Annotated in this window: 15 protein-coding genes; all 15 read left to right on the top strand. The window is 53.5% G+C overall.

Annotation, left to right across the window (positions count from 1 at the left end; all coding sequences use genetic code 11):
- Positions 1-363 precede the first annotated feature (363 nt).
- The 15 genes from OEV59_03115 (at position 364) to nuoG (ending at position 17499) form a co-directional block, all read left to right on the top strand.
- Complete coding sequence (locus OEV59_03115; protein ID MDH4226734.1) at positions 364-1716, top strand: DEAD/DEAH box helicase; 1353 nt, start codon at positions 364-366, stop codon at positions 1714-1716.
- A 218-nt stretch (positions 1717-1934) separates the two neighbouring features.
- Positions 1935-3491, top strand: coding sequence for a sodium-dependent transporter (locus OEV59_03110; protein ID MDH4226733.1), 1557 nt, complete (start codon positions 1935-1937; stop codon positions 3489-3491).
- Between the two features lie 150 nt (positions 3492-3641).
- Complete coding sequence (locus OEV59_03105) at positions 3642-4127, top strand: hypothetical protein (GenBank protein MDH4226732.1); 486 nt, start codon at positions 3642-3644, stop codon at positions 4125-4127.
- 111 nt (positions 4128-4238) lie between these two features.
- On the top strand, positions 4239-6329 hold the full coding sequence (locus OEV59_03100) for a TonB-dependent receptor (GenBank protein MDH4226731.1): 2091 nt from the start codon (positions 4239-4241) through the stop codon (positions 6327-6329).
- A complete protein-coding gene (locus OEV59_03095; protein MDH4226730.1) occupies positions 6311-7552 on the top strand; it encodes a glycoside hydrolase in 1242 nt (413 codons plus the stop codon). The genes OEV59_03100 and OEV59_03095 overlap by 19 nt, the downstream gene beginning before the upstream one ends.
- Before the next feature lie 25 nt (positions 7553-7577).
- The gene (locus OEV59_03090; protein ID MDH4226729.1) at positions 7578-8186 is read left to right on the top strand and encodes a TonB family protein; all 609 of its coding nucleotides are present in this window, start codon (positions 7578-7580) and stop codon (positions 8184-8186) included.
- Between the two features lie 387 nt (positions 8187-8573).
- The gene (locus tag OEV59_03085; protein MDH4226728.1) at positions 8574-9374 is read left to right on the top strand and encodes an acyltransferase; all 801 of its coding nucleotides are present in this window, start codon (positions 8574-8576) and stop codon (positions 9372-9374) included.
- Positions 9375-9418: 44 nt separating this feature from the next.
- Positions 9419-10399, top strand: coding sequence for an amidohydrolase family protein (locus OEV59_03080; GenBank protein MDH4226727.1), 981 nt, complete (start codon positions 9419-9421; stop codon positions 10397-10399).
- Positions 10400-10599: 200 nt separating this feature from the next.
- Positions 10600-10971 carry an NADH-quinone oxidoreductase subunit A gene (locus OEV59_03075; GenBank protein ID MDH4226726.1) on the top strand — a complete coding sequence of 124 codons (372 nt, stop codon included), beginning with the start codon at positions 10600-10602 and terminating at the stop codon, positions 10969-10971.
- 82 nt (positions 10972-11053) lie between these two features.
- On the top strand, positions 11054-11521 hold the full coding sequence (locus OEV59_03070) for an NADH-quinone oxidoreductase subunit B (protein ID MDH4226725.1): 468 nt from the start codon (positions 11054-11056) through the stop codon (positions 11519-11521).
- Position 11522: 1 nt separating this feature from the next.
- A complete protein-coding gene (locus OEV59_03065) occupies positions 11523-12026 on the top strand; it encodes an NADH-quinone oxidoreductase subunit C (GenBank protein MDH4226724.1) in 504 nt (167 codons plus the stop codon).
- A gap of 3 nt (positions 12027-12029) precedes the next feature.
- Entirely contained in the window at positions 12030-13229 is a 1200-nt protein-coding gene (gene nuoD / locus OEV59_03060; protein ID MDH4226723.1) for an NADH dehydrogenase (quinone) subunit D, read from the top strand.
- Positions 13230-13235: 6 nt separating this feature from the next.
- The gene (gene nuoE, locus OEV59_03055) at positions 13236-13703 is read left to right on the top strand and encodes an NADH-quinone oxidoreductase subunit NuoE (GenBank protein MDH4226722.1); all 468 of its coding nucleotides are present in this window, start codon (positions 13236-13238) and stop codon (positions 13701-13703) included.
- 11 nt (positions 13704-13714) lie between these two features.
- Positions 13715-14989 (top strand): NADH-quinone oxidoreductase subunit NuoF, encoded by a 1275-nt coding sequence (gene nuoF / locus OEV59_03050; GenBank protein ID MDH4226721.1) that lies wholly within the window; start codon positions 13715-13717, stop codon positions 14987-14989.
- Positions 14986-17499, top strand: a complete 2514-nt coding sequence (gene nuoG, locus OEV59_03045; GenBank protein ID MDH4226720.1) for an NADH-quinone oxidoreductase subunit NuoG — start codon at positions 14986-14988, stop codon at positions 17497-17499. The genes nuoF and nuoG overlap by 4 nt, the downstream gene beginning before the upstream one ends.
- Positions 17500-17531 lie beyond the last annotated feature (32 nt).

Raw genomic sequence — 17531 nt, 5'->3', positions numbered from 1 at the left:
CCTTAATCCTCTCCCCAAATTGATTGGGGAGAGGAATTTTTATATGCGGGTGCAGGCGCAACGTTTGAAAATGGATTCTTGCGGTAGCAGGAATGACAAAGCAAGCGGTGTAAGGCATCATCCCCCTCATCCTCACCTTCTCCCCGAAGGGGAGAAGGATTTTTGTGTTAGGGTGCAGGCCCTCGGCCTTGACACGTGGCGCCAATAAGGCTATACTGTAAGTTACATAGCGTAATCACGTAACAACCGACTGTACCCGGCTGAAAACTACGTAGTGTAACAACCCTCTTAGTAGTTTCCATTTATTAAGACCTTCGTTATTTTCCCCGAGCAGAGCGCAACATCTAACCTTAAAGGAGACACATGGGATTTACTGCGTTTAATTTACACCCCACTGTGGCGGCAGGGGTAAAAGCCGCCGGATACGCGGAGCCTACGCCTATCCAGAAGCAGGCTATACCGCACGTGCTAAGCGGCAAGGACGTAATGGGCCTTGCGCAGACAGGAACCGGAAAGACGGCGGCCTTCGCGCTGCCGATACTGAACCGCCTCGCAGAGGCAGGTGTAAGGGGAGCTTCGCGCGCCCTTGTAATCGCGCCGACACGCGAACTCGCGGAACAGATAAACAAGTCCATACTTGAGCTTGGTAGTGGAATGCATGTCAAGACCGTAACGGTCTACGGCGGCGTTGGCATCAATCCGCAAAAGGACAAGCTAAGGCGCGGCGTAGACGTAATAGTTGCGTGCCCGGGAAGGCTTCTTGACATATACAGGCAGCGCGGCGTAAACCTCTCCAAGGTCGAGGTCCTCGTGCTTGACGAGGCAGACCACATGTTCGACATGGGGTTTCTCCCGGACATAAGAAGAATTATCGAATTGCTCCCGAAAAAGAGGCAGACGCTTCTATTCTCGGCCACGATGCCGCCGGAGATAAAGCGGCTCGCGGCAGAGGTGTTAGTAGAGCCTGAAATCGTGCAGGCAGGGCTGGCGGCCCCGGTCTCGACGGTGAGCCACGCGCTCTACCCGGTATCGCAGCACCTGAAAACGCCGCTGCTCCTTAGCCTTCTTAAGCAGACCGACACGCACTCGGTGCTGATATTTACGCGGACAAAGGCCCGGGCCAAGCGCCTTGACGATAGGCTAAGGAAAAACGGTTATAAGGCCGCGTCCTTGCAGGGTAACCTCTCGCAGTCGAAGCGCCAGGAGGCGATGGACGGTTTCAGAAGCGGAAGGTACGACGTCCTCGTTGCTACCGACATCGCGGCGCGCGGCATAGACGTATCAAGCGTGTCGCACGTGATAAACTACGACATGCCGAACACGACCGAGGCCTACATACACAGGATAGGCCGCACCGGGCGCGCGGCAAAGACAGGCGACGCCTTCACCTTCGTTACTCATGAAGATAACGACATGGTAAGGTCGATAGAGCGGACGCTAAAAGGCACTGTAGAGAGGCGTAAGCTCGAGGGCTTCGATTACACCGTGGCAGCTACTGCCGGAGAGGCTGCCGAGGAAAAGGCCGAGAGAAGCCGCTTCGACTTCTCGCGTAGAAAGTACTCGGAAGGGAAAAGCCGCTTTAGCGGAGGAGAGAGAAAATCTACGGAAAGAGAGTCTTCTTCTGCAGGCAGCCATCCGGCGCCGGAGCGGAAGTTTAGCAGGAAGTTCTCTTTTGATAAGAAACGCGGAAGCCAGGGGCGAAGGGCCGGACGATAAGGGCTCTTTATTTGGGCGGATATATCCGGGGCAGGCGGCAATGTTTGAGTTGCCGTCTGCCCCGTTTTTTTTTTGCAGGCTCTGAGATAAGTATCTACGCGGCGCGAATGAAGCTTTCTACGTACCGGCACTCTCCGCCATAGGCACGTTGACATGTCCCTTAAACCTTGATATAAAAAGCACAGGGCACAGACTTTTTTATCCGGAGAGCGCGCACCTTGGCAAACAATAACGGAAAACGCGAGCAGTGGGGCTCGAAGATAGGGCTAATCCTCGCCATGGCCGGGAACGCAATCGGCCTTGGCAACTTCCTCCGCTTCCCGAGCCAGGCCGTTGACAACGGCGGCGGCGCGTTCATGATACCGTACTTCGTTTCCTTCATCCTGCTTGGCATACCGCTACTCTGGGTAGAGTGGGGGCTCGGGCGCTACGGCGGCGAGCGGGGCCACGGCACAGCGCCGGGCGTATTCGATTCCATATGGAAGCACCCCATAGCCAGGTACATGGGCATACTCGGCGTATTTCTGCCGCTTGTCGTGCTCGTCTATTACACCTATATATGTTCGTGGACGCTTGCATACAGTGTTGCCTCTCTCACGCATAAGCTCCCGGTTGCGGATACGCTTGGCAGCGCAGTAAGCGCAAAGGAGTATCTCGCGCCGTACGCAAGCTATCTTGGCGCGTATAAGGGTGATACCGGAGATGCGCTTTATTACGCGCCCCCGGTCAAAGCGTATGTGTTCTTCGCAATCACGTTAATTCTTAGCATGTACATATTATGGAAGGGCGTATCCGGCGGCATCGAGAAGTTTTGCAACATCGCGCTTCCGGCAATCTTCGTAATCGGCGCTGTCCTTCTGGTGCGTGTCGTAACTCTCGATTCTCCGACAGACCCGGCCATGACGACCTCGAAGGCGTTCTCGTTTTTATGGGAGCCCGACTTTAGCGGGCTCCTTAGCGGCAAGGTGTGGCTTGCTGCAGCAGGGCAGGTGTTCTTTACTTTGTCGCTTGGCATGGGCGCAATCATCACGTACGCAAGCTACATGAAAAAGGACGACGACATAGTCGCAAGCTCAGTTGCCGCCGGAAGCCTAAACGAGTTTGCCGAGGTGATATTCGGCTCGACCGTTGCCATAATGAGCGCCGTTATATTCTTCGGCTTCTCGGGCGCAAAGGAGGCTGCGGGCGGAACCTTTCAATTGGGCTTCATCAGCATGCCCGCGATATTCACGCATATGCCGGCAGGAGAGTACTTCGGATGCCTGTGGTTCTTCCTTTTATTCCTTGCCGGGCTTACCTCGGTGGTAGCCCTTGCGCAGCCGGCCGTTGCTTTTCTCGAAGACGAACTCGGATTCAAGCGCCACAAGGCAGTTATTACGCTTGGCATATTTTTTCTTGTCTCGGTCATACTGCCGGCCTTTATAAAAGACTCGTTAGATGAGCTCGATTTCTGGGTCGGCACCTTCGCGCTCGTGTTCCTGGCGCTATTTGAAATAGTTCTTTTCTTCTGGGTCTTTGGCCCTGATAAGGCATGGGATGAAATACACAGGGGCGCAAAGGTCAGGATACCGCGCGTGTTCTATTACATAATGAAGTACGTAACCCCGGCGCTTCTTCTGGTCATACTCGTTGTCTGGGGTTACGAGAACCTGTCAACGGTCATGGGCAAAACCTCTGTAGGAATATGGGCGGCAAGGGCGTATCTCATAGTGCTTCTTATAGCGCACATCGTTCTTGTCGAGATTGCGTGGAAGCGAAGGAGAGGAAAAGACTAATGAGCGCGTACGGGTGGATATTCCTCATAGGCTCGTGGGGCATGGTAACAGGGCTCGTTGCCATAGGCTTTTATTACGCATTTTGCAAAAAGGACTGAGGCTGCGATTTAGTTGTTGAAGAGCTGATTTTTTTTTGCTACAATTTAGGACATGCGTCGTCTTGTTTCGATTGTAACGCTATCAGCCTTTCTTTTTGCGGTGTTTATGCCATCGGTTGCCGCTGCCATGGCCGATTCCGAGGAATGCAGCCACGGCGCAATGTGTCCGCACAGGCACGGCAAAAAGGCCGCTCCTGACAATGCGGCAAATGAACATCAGGGGCACGAAGGCCACGGTGCTCCTTCCATGTGCCATTCAACACACGCTTCGCCGGATAATCAAGAAGACAATCATGATGACCACGGAGCAGGGCATGAGGGTAGTGATTCGGGCAGCGCAAAAATCCCCGCGAATACTTGCGTGATAAAGTGCTGCGACCATACGGCTGCGGCAGTTGCAGGCGCTGTAGAAAACAGCATTACATCCGCCTCTTGTAATGTTGCGCTTGTTAATGGCAGCGCGGCATTCTCGCAAAGTAGTTTGTCAATCCACAAAAATCACTTCACAGAACCGTCCGAGCGTCCCCCGGCAGCCTGAGAGCCTCTTTAAAAAGCAGCATAAAAACGGCGTTCATGTGTTCGCGCCGCGCGCATCTGTGCGCGCGTGCGTGGCGCTTGATGTGCCGTATAAAAAAGAGAGGGCCAGGGGATGTTTGAAAAAAAACATTTTATTGCCGTATTTTTTGTTATAGCTGCGTTGTTTGCCGCATTTCCGCTGTCTTCGCATGCCGAAGACACGGACGGCGACGTCGTTGTCACCGGAGCGCGCGAGGCGGAGCTTAGAAAGGAAACACCCGCTTCCGTCGGCGTGATAAAAAAAGACGAGATAGAGACAGTAAAGCCCACGCATCCGTCCGAGATACTTAACCGCGTTCCCGGCGTGTGGGTGAACGTTACCGCAGGAGAAGGCCACATAACGGCCATAAGGCAGCCGCTTACAACGAACCCGGTGTATCTTTTTCTCGAGGACGGCATACCGGTAAGGTCAACGGGGTTTTTCAATCACAATGCCCTCTATGAGGTGAATCTTTCCTCTGCAGAGAGAATCGAAGTATACAAGGGCCCCGCAACCGCGCTATACGGAAGCGATGCCATAGGCGGCTCCATAAACTCGATTACAAAGGCAGCGCCTCTTAAGGCCGAGGTTACCGTGAACCCCGAGGCAGGCGAGAACGGCTGGATGAGGCTGCTTGCTTCCGCAGGCGATACATGGGGAGCCAATGGCTTAAGGCTCGATGTCAACAGAACAGAGTACTACGGCTGGAGAGATAGAAGCGGGTATGAGAAGACAAGCGCGGTCCTTCGCTGGGATTATGCGTCAGGGGCCGCGTCGATAAAAACCGTTATTTCGTATGCAGACATCTGGCAGGATACCGGCGGAGCAAACGGTCTTCTTTACCAGGATTATAAGCACAGGTCGTGGTATAATTATCAGACCTTTGATTTCAGAGGGGTCGAGTCCTTAAGGCTGTCCTCTGCGTACGAGAGGGAGCTTGGAGCGTCGTCTCTTCTTAGCGTGACGCCTTATGTGAGGGTTAGCAGGATGGAGCTTCTCCCGGGATGGGGAATATTCCAGGCAGGGCCCAATTACTTCGGTTACGATTCCTCTACCGATTATGTCTCCTATGGGCTTCTTGCCAAGTACAGGCACGACATGCCGGAGTCAAGGACAAGGTTTATAGCAGGAGTGGACGTGGATTATACGCCGGGCGCTTATAACGAACGCCGCATACAGGTCTTTAAGACGGGCGATAAGTATACGTCGTATACATACGTCGCGAGCACGGCAAACGATTACGACTATGAGGCCGTGTTCACGGGCGTGTCGCCGTATATGCAGCTTGAGAGCTCGCTTACCGACAGGCTTCGTGCTATTGCAGGGCTTCGCTATGATTCTCTATCTTACGACTACGACACATCTCTTACGGCCAACGCCAACCGCCCGGCCTCGACAAAGCGAAGCTTCGAGCACCTTAGCCCAAAGGCTGGCCTTACTTACGGCTTCACCGATAAGGTAAGCGGCTTTGCGAACTACGGCCACGCGTTTCGCGTGCCGTCTTCCGCGGATCTTTTCAGGGGCTCGCAGGGCACGGCCCTCACTGCCGTAAATCTTAAGCCGATAAAGGCTGACAGCTACGAGGCAGGACTTCGCGGCGGAGATAAGGCGCTTGGCTTCGAGGTCTCGTGGTATTATATGACCAAGAAGGACGACATCGTGACGTATTCGGTTGCCACCAACATAAACGAACGTAGGAACGCAGGCGTGACCGTGCATAAGGGTGTTGAGCTTTCTCTCACAGCCGCGCCTATCGAGACCGTCGAGCTTGCGCTTAGCTATTCGAACGCGCGCCATGTTTACGACGACTACGCTCCGAGCGCGCTTATCGACTATAGCGGCAACTACATACCGCAGGCCCCGGCCGAGCTTATTACGCTTAGGGGTTCGTACAAACCGGCGCTTCTAAACGGCGGTAGGGCAGAGCTTGAGTGGACAAGGGTCGGCGCCTACTGGATGGACGATGCGAATACTGAAAAGTATAAAGGCCATGACGTTCTCAATGCGAGGCTCTCCTTTAAGCCTGTTAAGTCAATTGAGCTTTACGTGCGCGCTATGAACCTTAGCGATAAGCGTTACGCAGAGCGCGCTACAAAGGCAGGGGCATCGCCGTCGCAGTACGCGCCGGGCCAGCCAAGGGCGTTCTTTGCAGGGTTTAGCTATAAATGGGAGGCAGAGGGATGAGGCTCTTTGGTAAAAGGTTCATATTTGCCGCAGCTATCGTAGCAGGTGTTTTTACGGCGAATGTTCTTTTTGCATCGGCGGCTAAAGCCGCCGATGCAACCGGCAGCGCGCTTTTTGGTTTTGCGCTTGCCGACAAGAAGACCTCCGCGCCCTCTGTTGCAGCGTATAAAGACGTAATCCATGTCGCGTGGTCAACCGATGACGGAGACGTCTACGTAAATAGCATTGGAGCCGATAAAAAGGTCTCCGCTCCGGTAAAGGTGAATACGGGAGACGAAAAGGCCTCCGGGCCGCATAATTCTCCTGGAATCGCCGTAGGGCCAAAAGGCGAGGTCTATGTCACGTGGACCAACCCGCTTGGCGACGAAGGCTTTGAGGCGGATATAAGGATTAGCGTTTCAACTGACGGCGGAGCCTCGTTTTCCAAATCCGTTGTCATAAACGACAACGCAGAGAAAAGCTCGCGCGGCTTTGAGTCGGTTACAGTCAATGCCGACGGTGTTGTGCATGTTGCGTGGCTGGACGGCAGGGAAAAAATCAAAGGCAAGAGCTCGGCCTTCTACGCAAGTTCGCGGGATAAGGGCAAGACGTTTTCGGTAAATCTGAAACTTTCTTCCGGCGTGTGCCCGTGCTGCAGGACGGCAATCGTTGCTTCCGGTAAGGACGTGTACGCCTCGTGGAGGAATGTGAGCGAGGTCTCGGCGCGTGATATGATAGTTAGTGTGTCGCATGATAACGGCAAAAGCTTTCTTACGCCCGTAACCGTTAATGACGACAACTGGATACTTGCCGGATGCCCGCACAGAGGGCCTTCAATGACCGTTGACAATAAGGGCGTGTTATACTATACATGGTATTCGGAGGCAGAGGAGGGCGCGCCGGCCGTTTACTTCGCGTTCTCAACGGATAAGGGCGCTACATTTTCCAAACGGCAAAAACTGCCGTACTCATCCGGACGCTTCCCGGACCATTCGGGTGTCATGAGCGCGGCCGATGGCGCGGTTGCGGTATGGGAGGAAAAGACGCCGGTAGTAAGTAAGATCTTTACGGCGCGGTTTTCAGCTTCTTCGGGGTTCTCAAAGCCCGAGGAAATAAGCGAAGGCTTTAGAAGGTCCTCTGACGCAGCACTTGCGGTTTACGGAGCATCCATAGCAGCGTGCTGGAATTACGACGAGATGCGTGGTAAGCGCGTTGTTTGCAAGGCGTTGGACGCAAAAAAGTAAGGTAACCATATAAGGCAATATCATAATGAACGGATTTAAAAAAATAGTCGTCTTTTCCGCAGCCCTTCACGCTGCCATCTTCGGCATTGCCGTTGCCGGCACGTGGTCTCCTCGCGCCGTTGAATCGAAGGTTGCGGGGCTCGGGCACGTGATGATAACCTTTGCAGGCGCGGAAAGAGGCGCTACGAAAGAACAGAAGGCATCACCCGCGCCAGAGGTTGCGTCCGTGTTGTCAAGCGCTGTCATAAAAGACGCTTCGCCTGCGGCAAGCGAGGCCGTAGCCGTTGTAGCAGGCCGGGTGGACGGTATCTCCGGATACTCGGGCAAGGGTGAGCTCTCGGACGATGCGATGAAGAATTTTAAATCGATGGTCGTCTCTGCCATAGAAAAAGCCAAGTTCTACCCGAGATGGGCGCGCGAGCGCGGGTACGAAGGAACCGTTGGCGTAAGTTTTACGGTAAAGCCGGACGGCAAGGTCGAAGGCGTGTCCGTAAATAAGCCCTGCCACTGTAACGCGCTAAATGTCGCTGCAGTAGAGATAGTGGCGAAGGCAGCGCCGTTTCTAAAACGCCCGGGAGCGCTTGATGGCCGTGACATTCCGATGAATGTCAGCATCGCGTTCGCGCTCGACTGATAGTCCGAATTCAATTGACTCTTTCTCCCGGTGTGATATTTTTATTGTATAAGGAACAACGCACCAATATTTAAAAATACAACCAAGGAGGAAACGCCATGCCTGCAAAAAAGAAAGCAGCAGCAAAGAAGAAAAAGTCCTCATGCGGTTCCAAGAAGAAATCCGGCTGCAAGAAGTAGGTTGATATCTGGTAGTAACGTTTGGGGGAACTTTCTGTAGAAAGTTCCCCCAAACCCCTTCAAAGACTTTTACTTGCCTGAATTGCTGCGCCCCCTTTTGTTAAAGGGGGCGCAGCAATTCAAGTAAAAAGTTTTTGGAAAGAGTTTGAGAGAACCTTTTTACAAAAAGGTTCTCTCAAATATTATTACGAGGTGTCAACTTAACTTCATGAAGGCGGGATTTTTGCAAACTGCTCCGGTGTTTGGGGCTGTAGAGAGGAATGTCGAGGACGCGGTTAAAGGGCTTCTTGCTCTTTCGAAGCGCGGGGCCGAACTCGTGGTGCTTCCCGAGCTTTTCTCGACAGGCTATGCCTTCAGGGATAAGAGAGAGAGCCTTAAGTATTCCGAGCGTGTTAGCGACGGGTACGCGGTAAGGCGTCTTGCGGAGACAGCGAAGGTAACGGGCATGTTTATTGCGGCCGGGTTTGTCGAGCGCGATGGAAAGCGGGTGTATAACTCTTCGGTGCTTGTCGGGCCAAAGGGCGTTATCGCCGTGTACAGGAAGACCCACCTTTTCTGGAACGAAAAAAAGTATTTCTATCCCGGCGATACCGGCTTTAAAGTCCACGACATAGGTAAAGCTAAGGTCGGCATGATGATATGCTTTGACTGGGTGTTTCCCGAGGCAGCGAGGACGCTTGCCTTAATGGGCGCGGACGTGATTCTGCATCCGTCGAACCTTGTGCTGCCGTTTTGTCCGGAGGCCATGATAACGAGGTGCCTCGAGAACCGCGTGTACGCGATAACCGCCAACAGGGTTGGCAGCGAGAAGAGGGGGGCTGCCAAGGCCCTCACCTTTATCGGTCAGAGCGAGGTCGTTAGCCCAAGGGGCCGCGTGATGAAGAGGGCGTCGGCGAAAAAGGCCGAGTCCGCGCTTGTGGAGATAGATCCGAGGGCCGCGAGAAGTAAGTGCGTAACTCCGCTAAACGACATTTTCAAGGACAGGGTGAAGAAGTTTTATAAGTTTTAGTAGGCCTGCTTCGAGCCTTCGGTCCTCCAACCATTCGATGGAATATGGCCATAGCGAAGTTAATCGACATCCACGTGCATGCGCCTCCGTTTGAGCCGATAGACTTTGGCAGCGGCAGGCGCTTTGTGTTAAAAGAAACTCTTGCGCTAAAGTTCTTAAGGCACAGGCTCGGCATAAGTGCTGGCGATAAAGACCCATCGAAGACCTACCTTGATAATTTATCCGGAGAAATAAAAACCTCTAAGCGCGTAGCAAAGGCCGTGCTCCTTCCAATGGACGGCCTTTATCTTTCAAGCGGTTTAATCGACGCCGATAGAACGAAGTTCATGGTCAGTAACGACGCTGTGCTTGGTTGGGCGAAAAGCTACGATACTTTTATTCCAGCGTGCTCGATAAATCCCTTGCGCCGCGATTCAATCGACGAACTCGAAAGGTGCAAGGCGCTTGGCGCAGTACTTAATAAAGTAATCCCAAACAGCCAGGGCTTTGATCCTTTGGACAAGAAGTTCCTTTCTTTCTGGAAAAAGATGGCGGATTTAAGGATGCCGCTTCTTACGCATTCGGGCTACGAGTTCGCGCTAAGCTCGGTTAACCAGTCTTACGGAGATCCGGCGAGGCTTGCCGCTATTCTTGATGCCGGAGTAACTGTAATCCTTGCGCATGGCGGCAGCACAGGGCTTTTTATTTACGAGCGGTATGCGGATATCGTAAAAGAGCTTATGAGAAAACATGAAAACCTATTTCTCGATACATCGGCCCTTACGCTTCCCTCGAGGCAGGGAATGCTTAAGGTAATAAGAAGGATGCTTACGGAGGACGGCTCGGTAAAAGGGAGACTTCTTTTCGGAACAGATTATCCCGTGCCTGTGTTTGCGCTGCCGTGTATAGCAGCCGGCCTTGGCCCTTACCTTAATATAAGGAAGGAGAGGAATAGCTTTGACCGTGCGGCAATGGTATTTGAGGCCATTGGAATAGGCTTTGAGGGCGAGGCCGCGTTAAAACTTCTTAATACAGCCCCTAAATAACCTGACTAAAGGGTTTTGAAAGTCCTTTTCCGGGCCTTCCTATTGTATACAGTATACATTTTATCCTTGACAAAACACTGCCATTGTTTTATTTTGCAAGCTACCCCCGAGAGCCTTTTATAAGGTTCGGGAGCGGCATTGCCGTGAGTAGCGGCGCCTTTTTGGGGGTAAGAACGCAACGGGACGGGGCTTTTGTAGATATGCTTTTTAACGACTATCTGCCCATACTGCTTATCGCCGGGTACATCACCTTCATGGGTGCTGCCGCCGTTGTGATTGCATGGTTTCTTTCGCCAAAGAACCCGTATGCGAGAAAGCTTTCCCCCTGGGAGTGCGGTGTCGAGCCAATAGGCGATGCCGATACCGGGCACTTTCGAGTCCACTTCTTCCTTATAGCCATACTGTTCGTTGTCTTCGACGTTGAAACGCTCTATCTATTCCCCTGGGCCATTATCATAGCCGACAAGAGCCTCGCGCTCATCGCATTCATAGAAATGGTCGTCTTCATATTCGTCCTTGCCGTGGGCCTTGCCTACGCGTGGAAGAAAGGCGCTCTCGATTGGTTCAAATAAAAGGGGCATATCCATGGACCTAAAAGGAAATCCATACGCCGGTTTGGCGCAGTTTACAACAGTCGAGAACATAACCGAGTTCATGAAGACAAATCCGGTATCGGACTTTGTTTTCAAATGGGGCAGGACTTCGTCGCTCTTTCCGATGACATTCGGGCTTGCGTGCTGCGCCATAGAGATGATATCAACGGCGTGTTCGCGTTACGACCTTGACCGTTTTGGCATAGTGTTTAGGCCGTCGCCAAGGCAGTCGGACGTGATGATAGTTGCCGGAACTGTGACAAAGAAAATGGCGCCGCTTCTTAAGACCCTTTACGACCAGATGGCAGAGCCAAGATGGGTCATAGCCATGGGCGGGTGCGCCTCCGCCGGCGGGCCGTATAATACCTATGCCGTTGTTCAGGGTACAGAGCTTATTGTTCCGGTCGATGTGTTCGTCCCGGGTTGTCCTCCGAGGCCGGAGGCCCTGATATACGGCTTTTTGCAGCTTCAGGAAAAGATAAAGAGAGAGACAGTTGAAGAAAGAAAGAAAAAGGGCATAGCCATATAACATGCAGGAGCATCTTAAAAATTCGGTCATAGATAAGGTAAAAGCCCGCTTCGGCACGGCCGTAAAGGATGTTGTGTGGTATGCGGGCGAGCTTACCGTAACCGTTGACAAGGACGCGATAGTCGGCGTTTCGAGCTATCTAAAGAACGAGCCCGACATCAAGATGAGCTATCTTAGCGATATAAGTGTCGTAGACAACATGCCGAGGGTCCCGCGTTTCGACATCTCCTACCACCTTCTTTCCATCGACAAGAAGTCCAGGATGAGGGTGAAGATAGCCGTAGGTGACGGCGAGAAGGCAGCGACCGTTACGTCGGTATGGCGCTCAGCCAACTGGTACGAGAGAGAGAACTACGACATGTTCGGCATCGTGTTCGAGGGGCATCCTGACCCAAGGCGCATTTACCTGGCCGAGGACTGGGAAGGCTATCCTTTGAGAAAGGATTATCCGCTAAAGGGTTATAAGGACCAGTACAACCCGTTTGGCGAGGAGAAAAAGAAGTAAGCCATGGCAAGGAAACTTAACACAGACGAGCCGATAGAGACAAAGGCCCTTACTCTAAGCCTCGGGCCGCAGCACCCGTCCTCGCACGGAGTGCTTCACCTGATACTCGATGTGCAGGGAGAGACCGTGCTTCGCGCCGACCCTGATATCGGGTATTTGCACCGCGGCACGGAGAAGATAGCCGAGAATATCTACTACCACCAGTTCGTGCCCTATACCGACAGGCTCGACTACTGGTGCGGCATGAGCAACAACCTTGCCTATGTGCAAACGGTTGAGAAGCTGCTTGGCATAGACATCCCCGAGCGCGCAAAGTACATACGCGTCATAGCAGCCGAGCTTGCCCGCTTGACAGGGCACCTTACATGTGTGGGCGCGTGGGGCGTTGACCTTGGCGCAATGACGATACTTCTCTACGCGATGAGGGAGAGAGAGCTTGTGCTCGACCTCTTCGAGATGATGTGCGGCGCGCGCGTTACCAACACATACATGAGGGTCGGCGGCGTGCGTTACGACGTAACCGACGCCTTTAAAGAGCGCTGCGGACGTTTTTGCAAGATAATGAAGGAAAAGCTCGACGAGTATGACAGGCTCCTTACGGGTAACAGGATCTGGGTTGCGAGAAATAAGGGTGTGGGCATACTTTCGGCAGAGGACGCCATAGACTTCGGCGTTGGAGGGCCGGTACTCAGGGCAAGCGGCGTTGATTTCGATATAAGAAGGGACGAGCCGTATCTTGTTTACGACAGGCTTAAGTTTGATGTGCCGCTTGGCGCAGCCGGCGACTGCTTCGACCGCTACACCGTGAGGATGGAGGAGATGCGCCAGGCCGTGCGCATAATAGAGCAGTGCCTTACCGATATGCCATCAGGCCCGGTCACCGTGGACATGCCCGAGATTGTGCCGCCTCCAAAGAAGGACGTTTATAAGAACATGGAGTCGCTCATCCACCATTTTAAATACGTCTCCGACGGGTTCAAGGTCCCAAAGGGCGAGGCGTACTCGGCAGTTGAGTCGCCAAAGGGCGAGCTCGGGTTCTACATAGTAAGTGATGGAACGGAGAAGCCCTTCAGGCTAAAGGCCAGGGTGCCGAGTTTCTGTAACCTCCAGGTAACTGATTTTCTAAGCCGCAATAGTTACCTTGCCGACGTGATAGCGATCATATCGAGCCTCGACCCTGTGTTTGGCGAGTGCGATAAATAAAAAATTATGCTGTCAAAAGACGCCATAGAGAAGATAGATAAGATAATCGCCAAGTACGCCAATAAAAAGAGCGCGTGCATGCCGGCGATGCAGGTGGTGCAGGCTGAAAAGGGCCACCTCACAAAAGAGGACATGGCCGATATCGCCGCGTACCTCGGCATCGAGCCCGTGGACGTGCACGAAGTAGGCGCGTTCTATACAATGTATAATGTGGAGAAGCCCGTTGGGAAGTATCACGTTCAGGTGTGCCGTAACATATCATGCTCGCTTCTTGGCGCAGAGCACATAGTAAAGCATATCGAAGCAAGGCTTGGCATAAAGACAGGTCAGACGACAGCGGATAAGAAGTTCACGCTCTCGACGGTTGAGTGCCTTGGAAGCTGCGGCACGGCGCCGATGATGCAGGTAAACGACGATTTCCACGAGAACCTCACGCCCGGCGGGGTCGATGAGATCTTGAACGGACTTAAGTAGGCGGATGGAAGATGGAACCGGTACTTCTTAAAAATCTGAATAACCCGAATGCCTATAAGCTTTCCGTGTACGAGGCCGGAGGCGGGTATAAGGCGTTGGCGCTCGCGTTAAAGAAGAACCCGGATGAGCTTATCCAGCTCATGAAGGACTCGGGGCTTCGCGGACGCGGCGGCGCAGGCTTCCCCACAGGGCTTAAGTGGAGCTTTGTGCCAAAGGACTTTACCGGGCCAAAGTACCTCTGCTGTAACGCCGACGAGGGTGAGCCGGGCACGTACAAGGACAGAGGCATTATGGACAACGACCCGCATCTTCTTGTAGAGGGGATGATAATCGCAAGCTATGCGCTCGGGGCCGTTGCGTCGTACATATACATCAGGGGCGAGTTCGCATTCGGAGCAAAGAGGCTCGAGGCCGCTATAGATGAGGCGTATAAAAAGGGTTATCTCGGTAAAAATATACTCGGAACCGGCTTCTCGCACGACATGTACGTGCACAGAGGCTTTGGCGCTTACATATGCGGCGAGGAAACCGCGCTTCTCGAATCTATCGAAGGGTTAAGAGGCCAGCCGAGAAAGAAGCCGCCGTTCCCGGCCCTTGCCGGCCTTTACGCAAAGCCGACGGTCATAAATAACGTCGAAACGCTTGCCTGCGTGCCTGCAATCGTTGAAAAGGGTGTAGCATGGTTCAAGAGCATGGGCCCGGAGAAAAGCCCGGGGCCAAAGATTTTCTGCGTAAGCGGACATGTTAAAAAGCCGGGTCTTTTCGAGCTTCCGATGGGCACGCCCGTAAGGGACATCATATTCAAGCACTGCGGCGGTATGAGAGAGGGCCGTAAGTTCAAGGCCGTGATACCGGGCGGAGTTTCCGCGCCGCTGCTTACGGAAAAAGATTTGGACACTCCGATGGACTTCGATTCTCTGGCCGCAAAGGGCAGCATGCTTGGCAGCGGCGCAGTGGTCGTTATGGACGACTCTACATGCATGGTCAAGGCCTCGTACATCATAACAAGGTTTTTTAGCCACGAGTCCTGCGGCAAGTGCACGCCGTGTCGCGAAGGGACCATCTGGCTGACAAAGATATTAAAGAGGCTCGAGCACAATGAAGGCACCATGGCCGATGTCGAAGAGCTCGAGCGCATTTGCAACAATATTTTCGGACGCACGTTCTGCCCGCTTGGCGACGGAGCCGTAATGGCGCTAAGAGGGTTTATGAAAAACTTCAGGGAAGAGTTCGTCCACCATGCCGAGCATAAGAAGTGCATGGTAGAGGGCGGATACGAACTATGATTACGTTAAAGGTAAACGGCAAAGAGGTCACGGTAAACGACGGCACTCTTATCCTGGACGCGGCGAAGGAAGCAGGCGTCACCATCCCGACGTTTTGCTATCAGGCAAAGCTTTCCGGGCTTGGTTCCTGCAGGATGTGCATCATAGAGATCGGTGGCCAGAAGAAGCTTCAGCCCTCCTGTATTACGCCTGTCATCCCTGGCATGGAGGTCTTTACGCATTCGCCGCAGGTCGTAAGTGCGCGTGCCGCGATGCTCGAGTTTCTCCTTAGCAACCATGCCTTCGATTGCCCTGTGTGCGATAAGGCAGGCGAGTGCGAGCTTCAGGATATGGTATTCGAGCACGGCCCGAGAAAGGGCAGCTACAGCGAAACAAAGAGGGTGTTCCATGAGAAGGATTACGTTTTAAGCCCGGTAATAGTTAAGAACTCGAACCGCTGCGTGCAGTGCATGAGGTGTGTTAGGGCTTGCGACGAAATAGTTGGTAGAGGCGTACTCGGCGCGCTTGGGCGCGGAAGCGGCCAGGAGATGACGAGCTTTCTTAAAACCCAGCTCGACTGCGACCACTGCGGCATGTGTATCGAGGTCTGCCCGTGCGGCTGCTTTATGCGTAAACCCTACCGCTACACGGCAAGGCCGTGGGACTTAAAGGGCGTAAAGAGCGTTTGCCCGTACTGCGCGACCGGGTGCCGCATAACCGTTGAGGAGAGGGCAGGCACGGCCGTAAGAAGCATTGCCAAAGAGGGCGCCGGTTTTAACGACAAGCTCCTTTGCGCGAGAGGCCGCTTTGGTTTCGATTTCGTAAACAGCACCAAGCGCATTACAACGCCGCTTCTTAAGAAAAACGGCATATTCGAGCCCATTACGTGGGAAGAAGCGTATTCGGTGATGCAGCGCAATATAAAGACCGCCTCAGGCGAAAAGACAGGCGTCATAGCTTCTGCAAGGCTAACTAACGAGGAGCTCTACCTTTTGCAAAAGGTTGCGAGAACAACGCTTAAGACCGCCAATATAGATTCGGCATCGCGCTGGAGCGAGGCCGCTTCTGCTGCTTTCATGCACGCGGTAGAGGTATCCGGGAAGGCCGTGACGGCGTACGGGTGCATGGATCAGGCGGCGATATTCATACTGGGCTCGCAGATATCGGATGAGAACCCGGTCACGGATTATATAGTCCGTATCATGTCGAATGCGAGGAGAAAGAACATCATCATCGCCTCGCCGCGCGGCATGAAGCTCGACAGGTCCGCGATGCTGACGCTTCGTCACGCTCCGGCAAGGCTTGGCGCTCTTATACTCGGCGTATGCGCAGCTATTAAAGAAGAAGGCGCCGATAAGTTCGCGGGCATAAAGGGCGTTGATTTGTTAGGTGGAAAGACCGTTGATTCTCTTGCCAAGGAAGCAGGCGTCAGCTCAGATGATGTAAAAGGCGCGGCAAAGAGGCTCAAGGCCTCAGAGACGATCGCTCTCATGGCCGGTATCGATATGATGAGGAACTCGGACGGCATAAATGAGATGCAGCTTCTAAAGGATATGCTGAAAGTTCTTAAGAAGGATGTCCGCGTGATGCCGCTTCTCGACAGGACCAACCAGAGGGGCGCGTGGGATATGGGCGTGCATCCGGCCTTTGGCCCGGGATATTCGGATGTTTCTTCAAAAGGGCTCGGAGCAGAAGGGCTTATGAAGAAGGCCGCTTCGGAAGGTCTCGACATGCTCTATGTCGTTGGCGAGGATGTTGTAGCATCTTACCCAGGGGCAGCGCTTGTTAAGGAAGCCCTTAAAAAGATAAAGTTCCTTGTTGTGCAGGATGTGTTCATGACAGAGACGGCCAAGGCCGCTGATCTTGTTCTTCCGGGCGCGATGTTTGTTGAGAAAAACGGCACTGTCACGAGCCAGGAGGGCAGGGTTCAGCGCATAAACATGTTAAGAAAACCTGCAGGCGAGGCAAAGGACGACCTTGAGATAATTGCCGCAATAGGCGGCATGGCAATGGGCGGCGCGGAGTTCTCATCCGATGCAGACGCAGTGCTCTCGGAGATAGAAAAGACGGTTACGAGGTACTCGGGCGCTGCCGCCGGCGTTGAGACAACCGAGGGATTTTTGCTTGGCGATTCGGATGCGGGGCAGGCAAAGCAGGCCAGCGCGCCGAAGATGAAGGAGACCGAGATTATAGACGGCGCCCCTTTAAGGCCCTATCATCTTGTGACAGGCAACCATCTTTATTATTCAGGCACTCTTACGGCGCATTCAAAGGTCATAGGGAGCTTTATCTCAGGCCCTGTTGTAGAGATGGCGGCCTCCGAGGCCAAGAAGCTTGGGCTTAACCCAGGCGATGAAATAGAGGTTACGGGCGCAGAAGGCGTTAAGGCGGTTTTTTCCTTGAGGGTAAACAGCGGCACGAGACCCGATGTGGTGTTCGTGCCGGAGAATTACGCGGATAGTCCTGCGAACATGTTTTTTGAGGCGGGTATCGGCGCGCCGCGCGTAAGTGTGGCGCCAAGGCGCAAATGACCTTAAAACTTCCGGCCAAAACCTGGCCGGCA

This window comes from Deltaproteobacteria bacterium (assembly GCA_029858205.1).
GTDB lineage: Bacteria > Desulfobacterota > GWC2-55-46 > GWC2-55-46 > DRQE01 > JAOUFM01.
This window is presented reverse-complemented; position numbering and strand designations above follow the sequence as displayed.

Bases quoted from the DNA above. Each gene is read 5' to 3' on its own strand.
- OEV59_03100 (MDH4226731.1), top strand. From the start codon at position 4,239: ATGTTTGAAAAAAAACATTTTATTGCCGTATTTTTTGTTATAGCTGCG.
- nuoG (MDH4226720.1), top strand. From the start codon at position 14,986: ATGATTACGTTAAAGGTAAACGGCAAAGAGGTCACGGTAAACGACGGC.
- OEV59_03090 (MDH4226729.1), top strand. From the start codon at position 7,578: ATGAACGGATTTAAAAAAATAGTCGTCTTTTCCGCAGCCCTTCACGCT.
- OEV59_03115 (MDH4226734.1), top strand. From the start codon at position 364: ATGGGATTTACTGCGTTTAATTTACACCCCACTGTGGCGGCAGGGGTA.
- OEV59_03065 (MDH4226724.1), top strand. From the start codon at position 11,523: ATGCAGGAGCATCTTAAAAATTCGGTCATAGATAAGGTAAAAGCCCGC.
- OEV59_03085 (MDH4226728.1), top strand. From the start codon at position 8,574: ATGAAGGCGGGATTTTTGCAAACTGCTCCGGTGTTTGGGGCTGTAGAG.
- nuoF (MDH4226721.1), top strand. From the start codon at position 13,715: ATGGAACCGGTACTTCTTAAAAATCTGAATAACCCGAATGCCTATAAG.
- OEV59_03080 (MDH4226727.1), top strand. From the start codon at position 9,419: ATGGCCATAGCGAAGTTAATCGACATCCACGTGCATGCGCCTCCGTTT.
- nuoE (MDH4226722.1), top strand. From the start codon at position 13,236: ATGCTGTCAAAAGACGCCATAGAGAAGATAGATAAGATAATCGCCAAG.
- nuoD (MDH4226723.1), top strand. From the start codon at position 12,030: ATGGCAAGGAAACTTAACACAGACGAGCCGATAGAGACAAAGGCCCTT.
- OEV59_03105 (MDH4226732.1), top strand. From the start codon at position 3,642: ATGCGTCGTCTTGTTTCGATTGTAACGCTATCAGCCTTTCTTTTTGCG.
- OEV59_03075 (MDH4226726.1), top strand. From the start codon at position 10,600: ATGCTTTTTAACGACTATCTGCCCATACTGCTTATCGCCGGGTACATC.
- OEV59_03095 (MDH4226730.1), top strand. From the start codon at position 6,311: ATGGGAGGCAGAGGGATGAGGCTCTTTGGTAAAAGGTTCATATTTGCC.
- OEV59_03070 (MDH4226725.1), top strand. From the start codon at position 11,054: ATGAAGACAAATCCGGTATCGGACTTTGTTTTCAAATGGGGCAGGACT.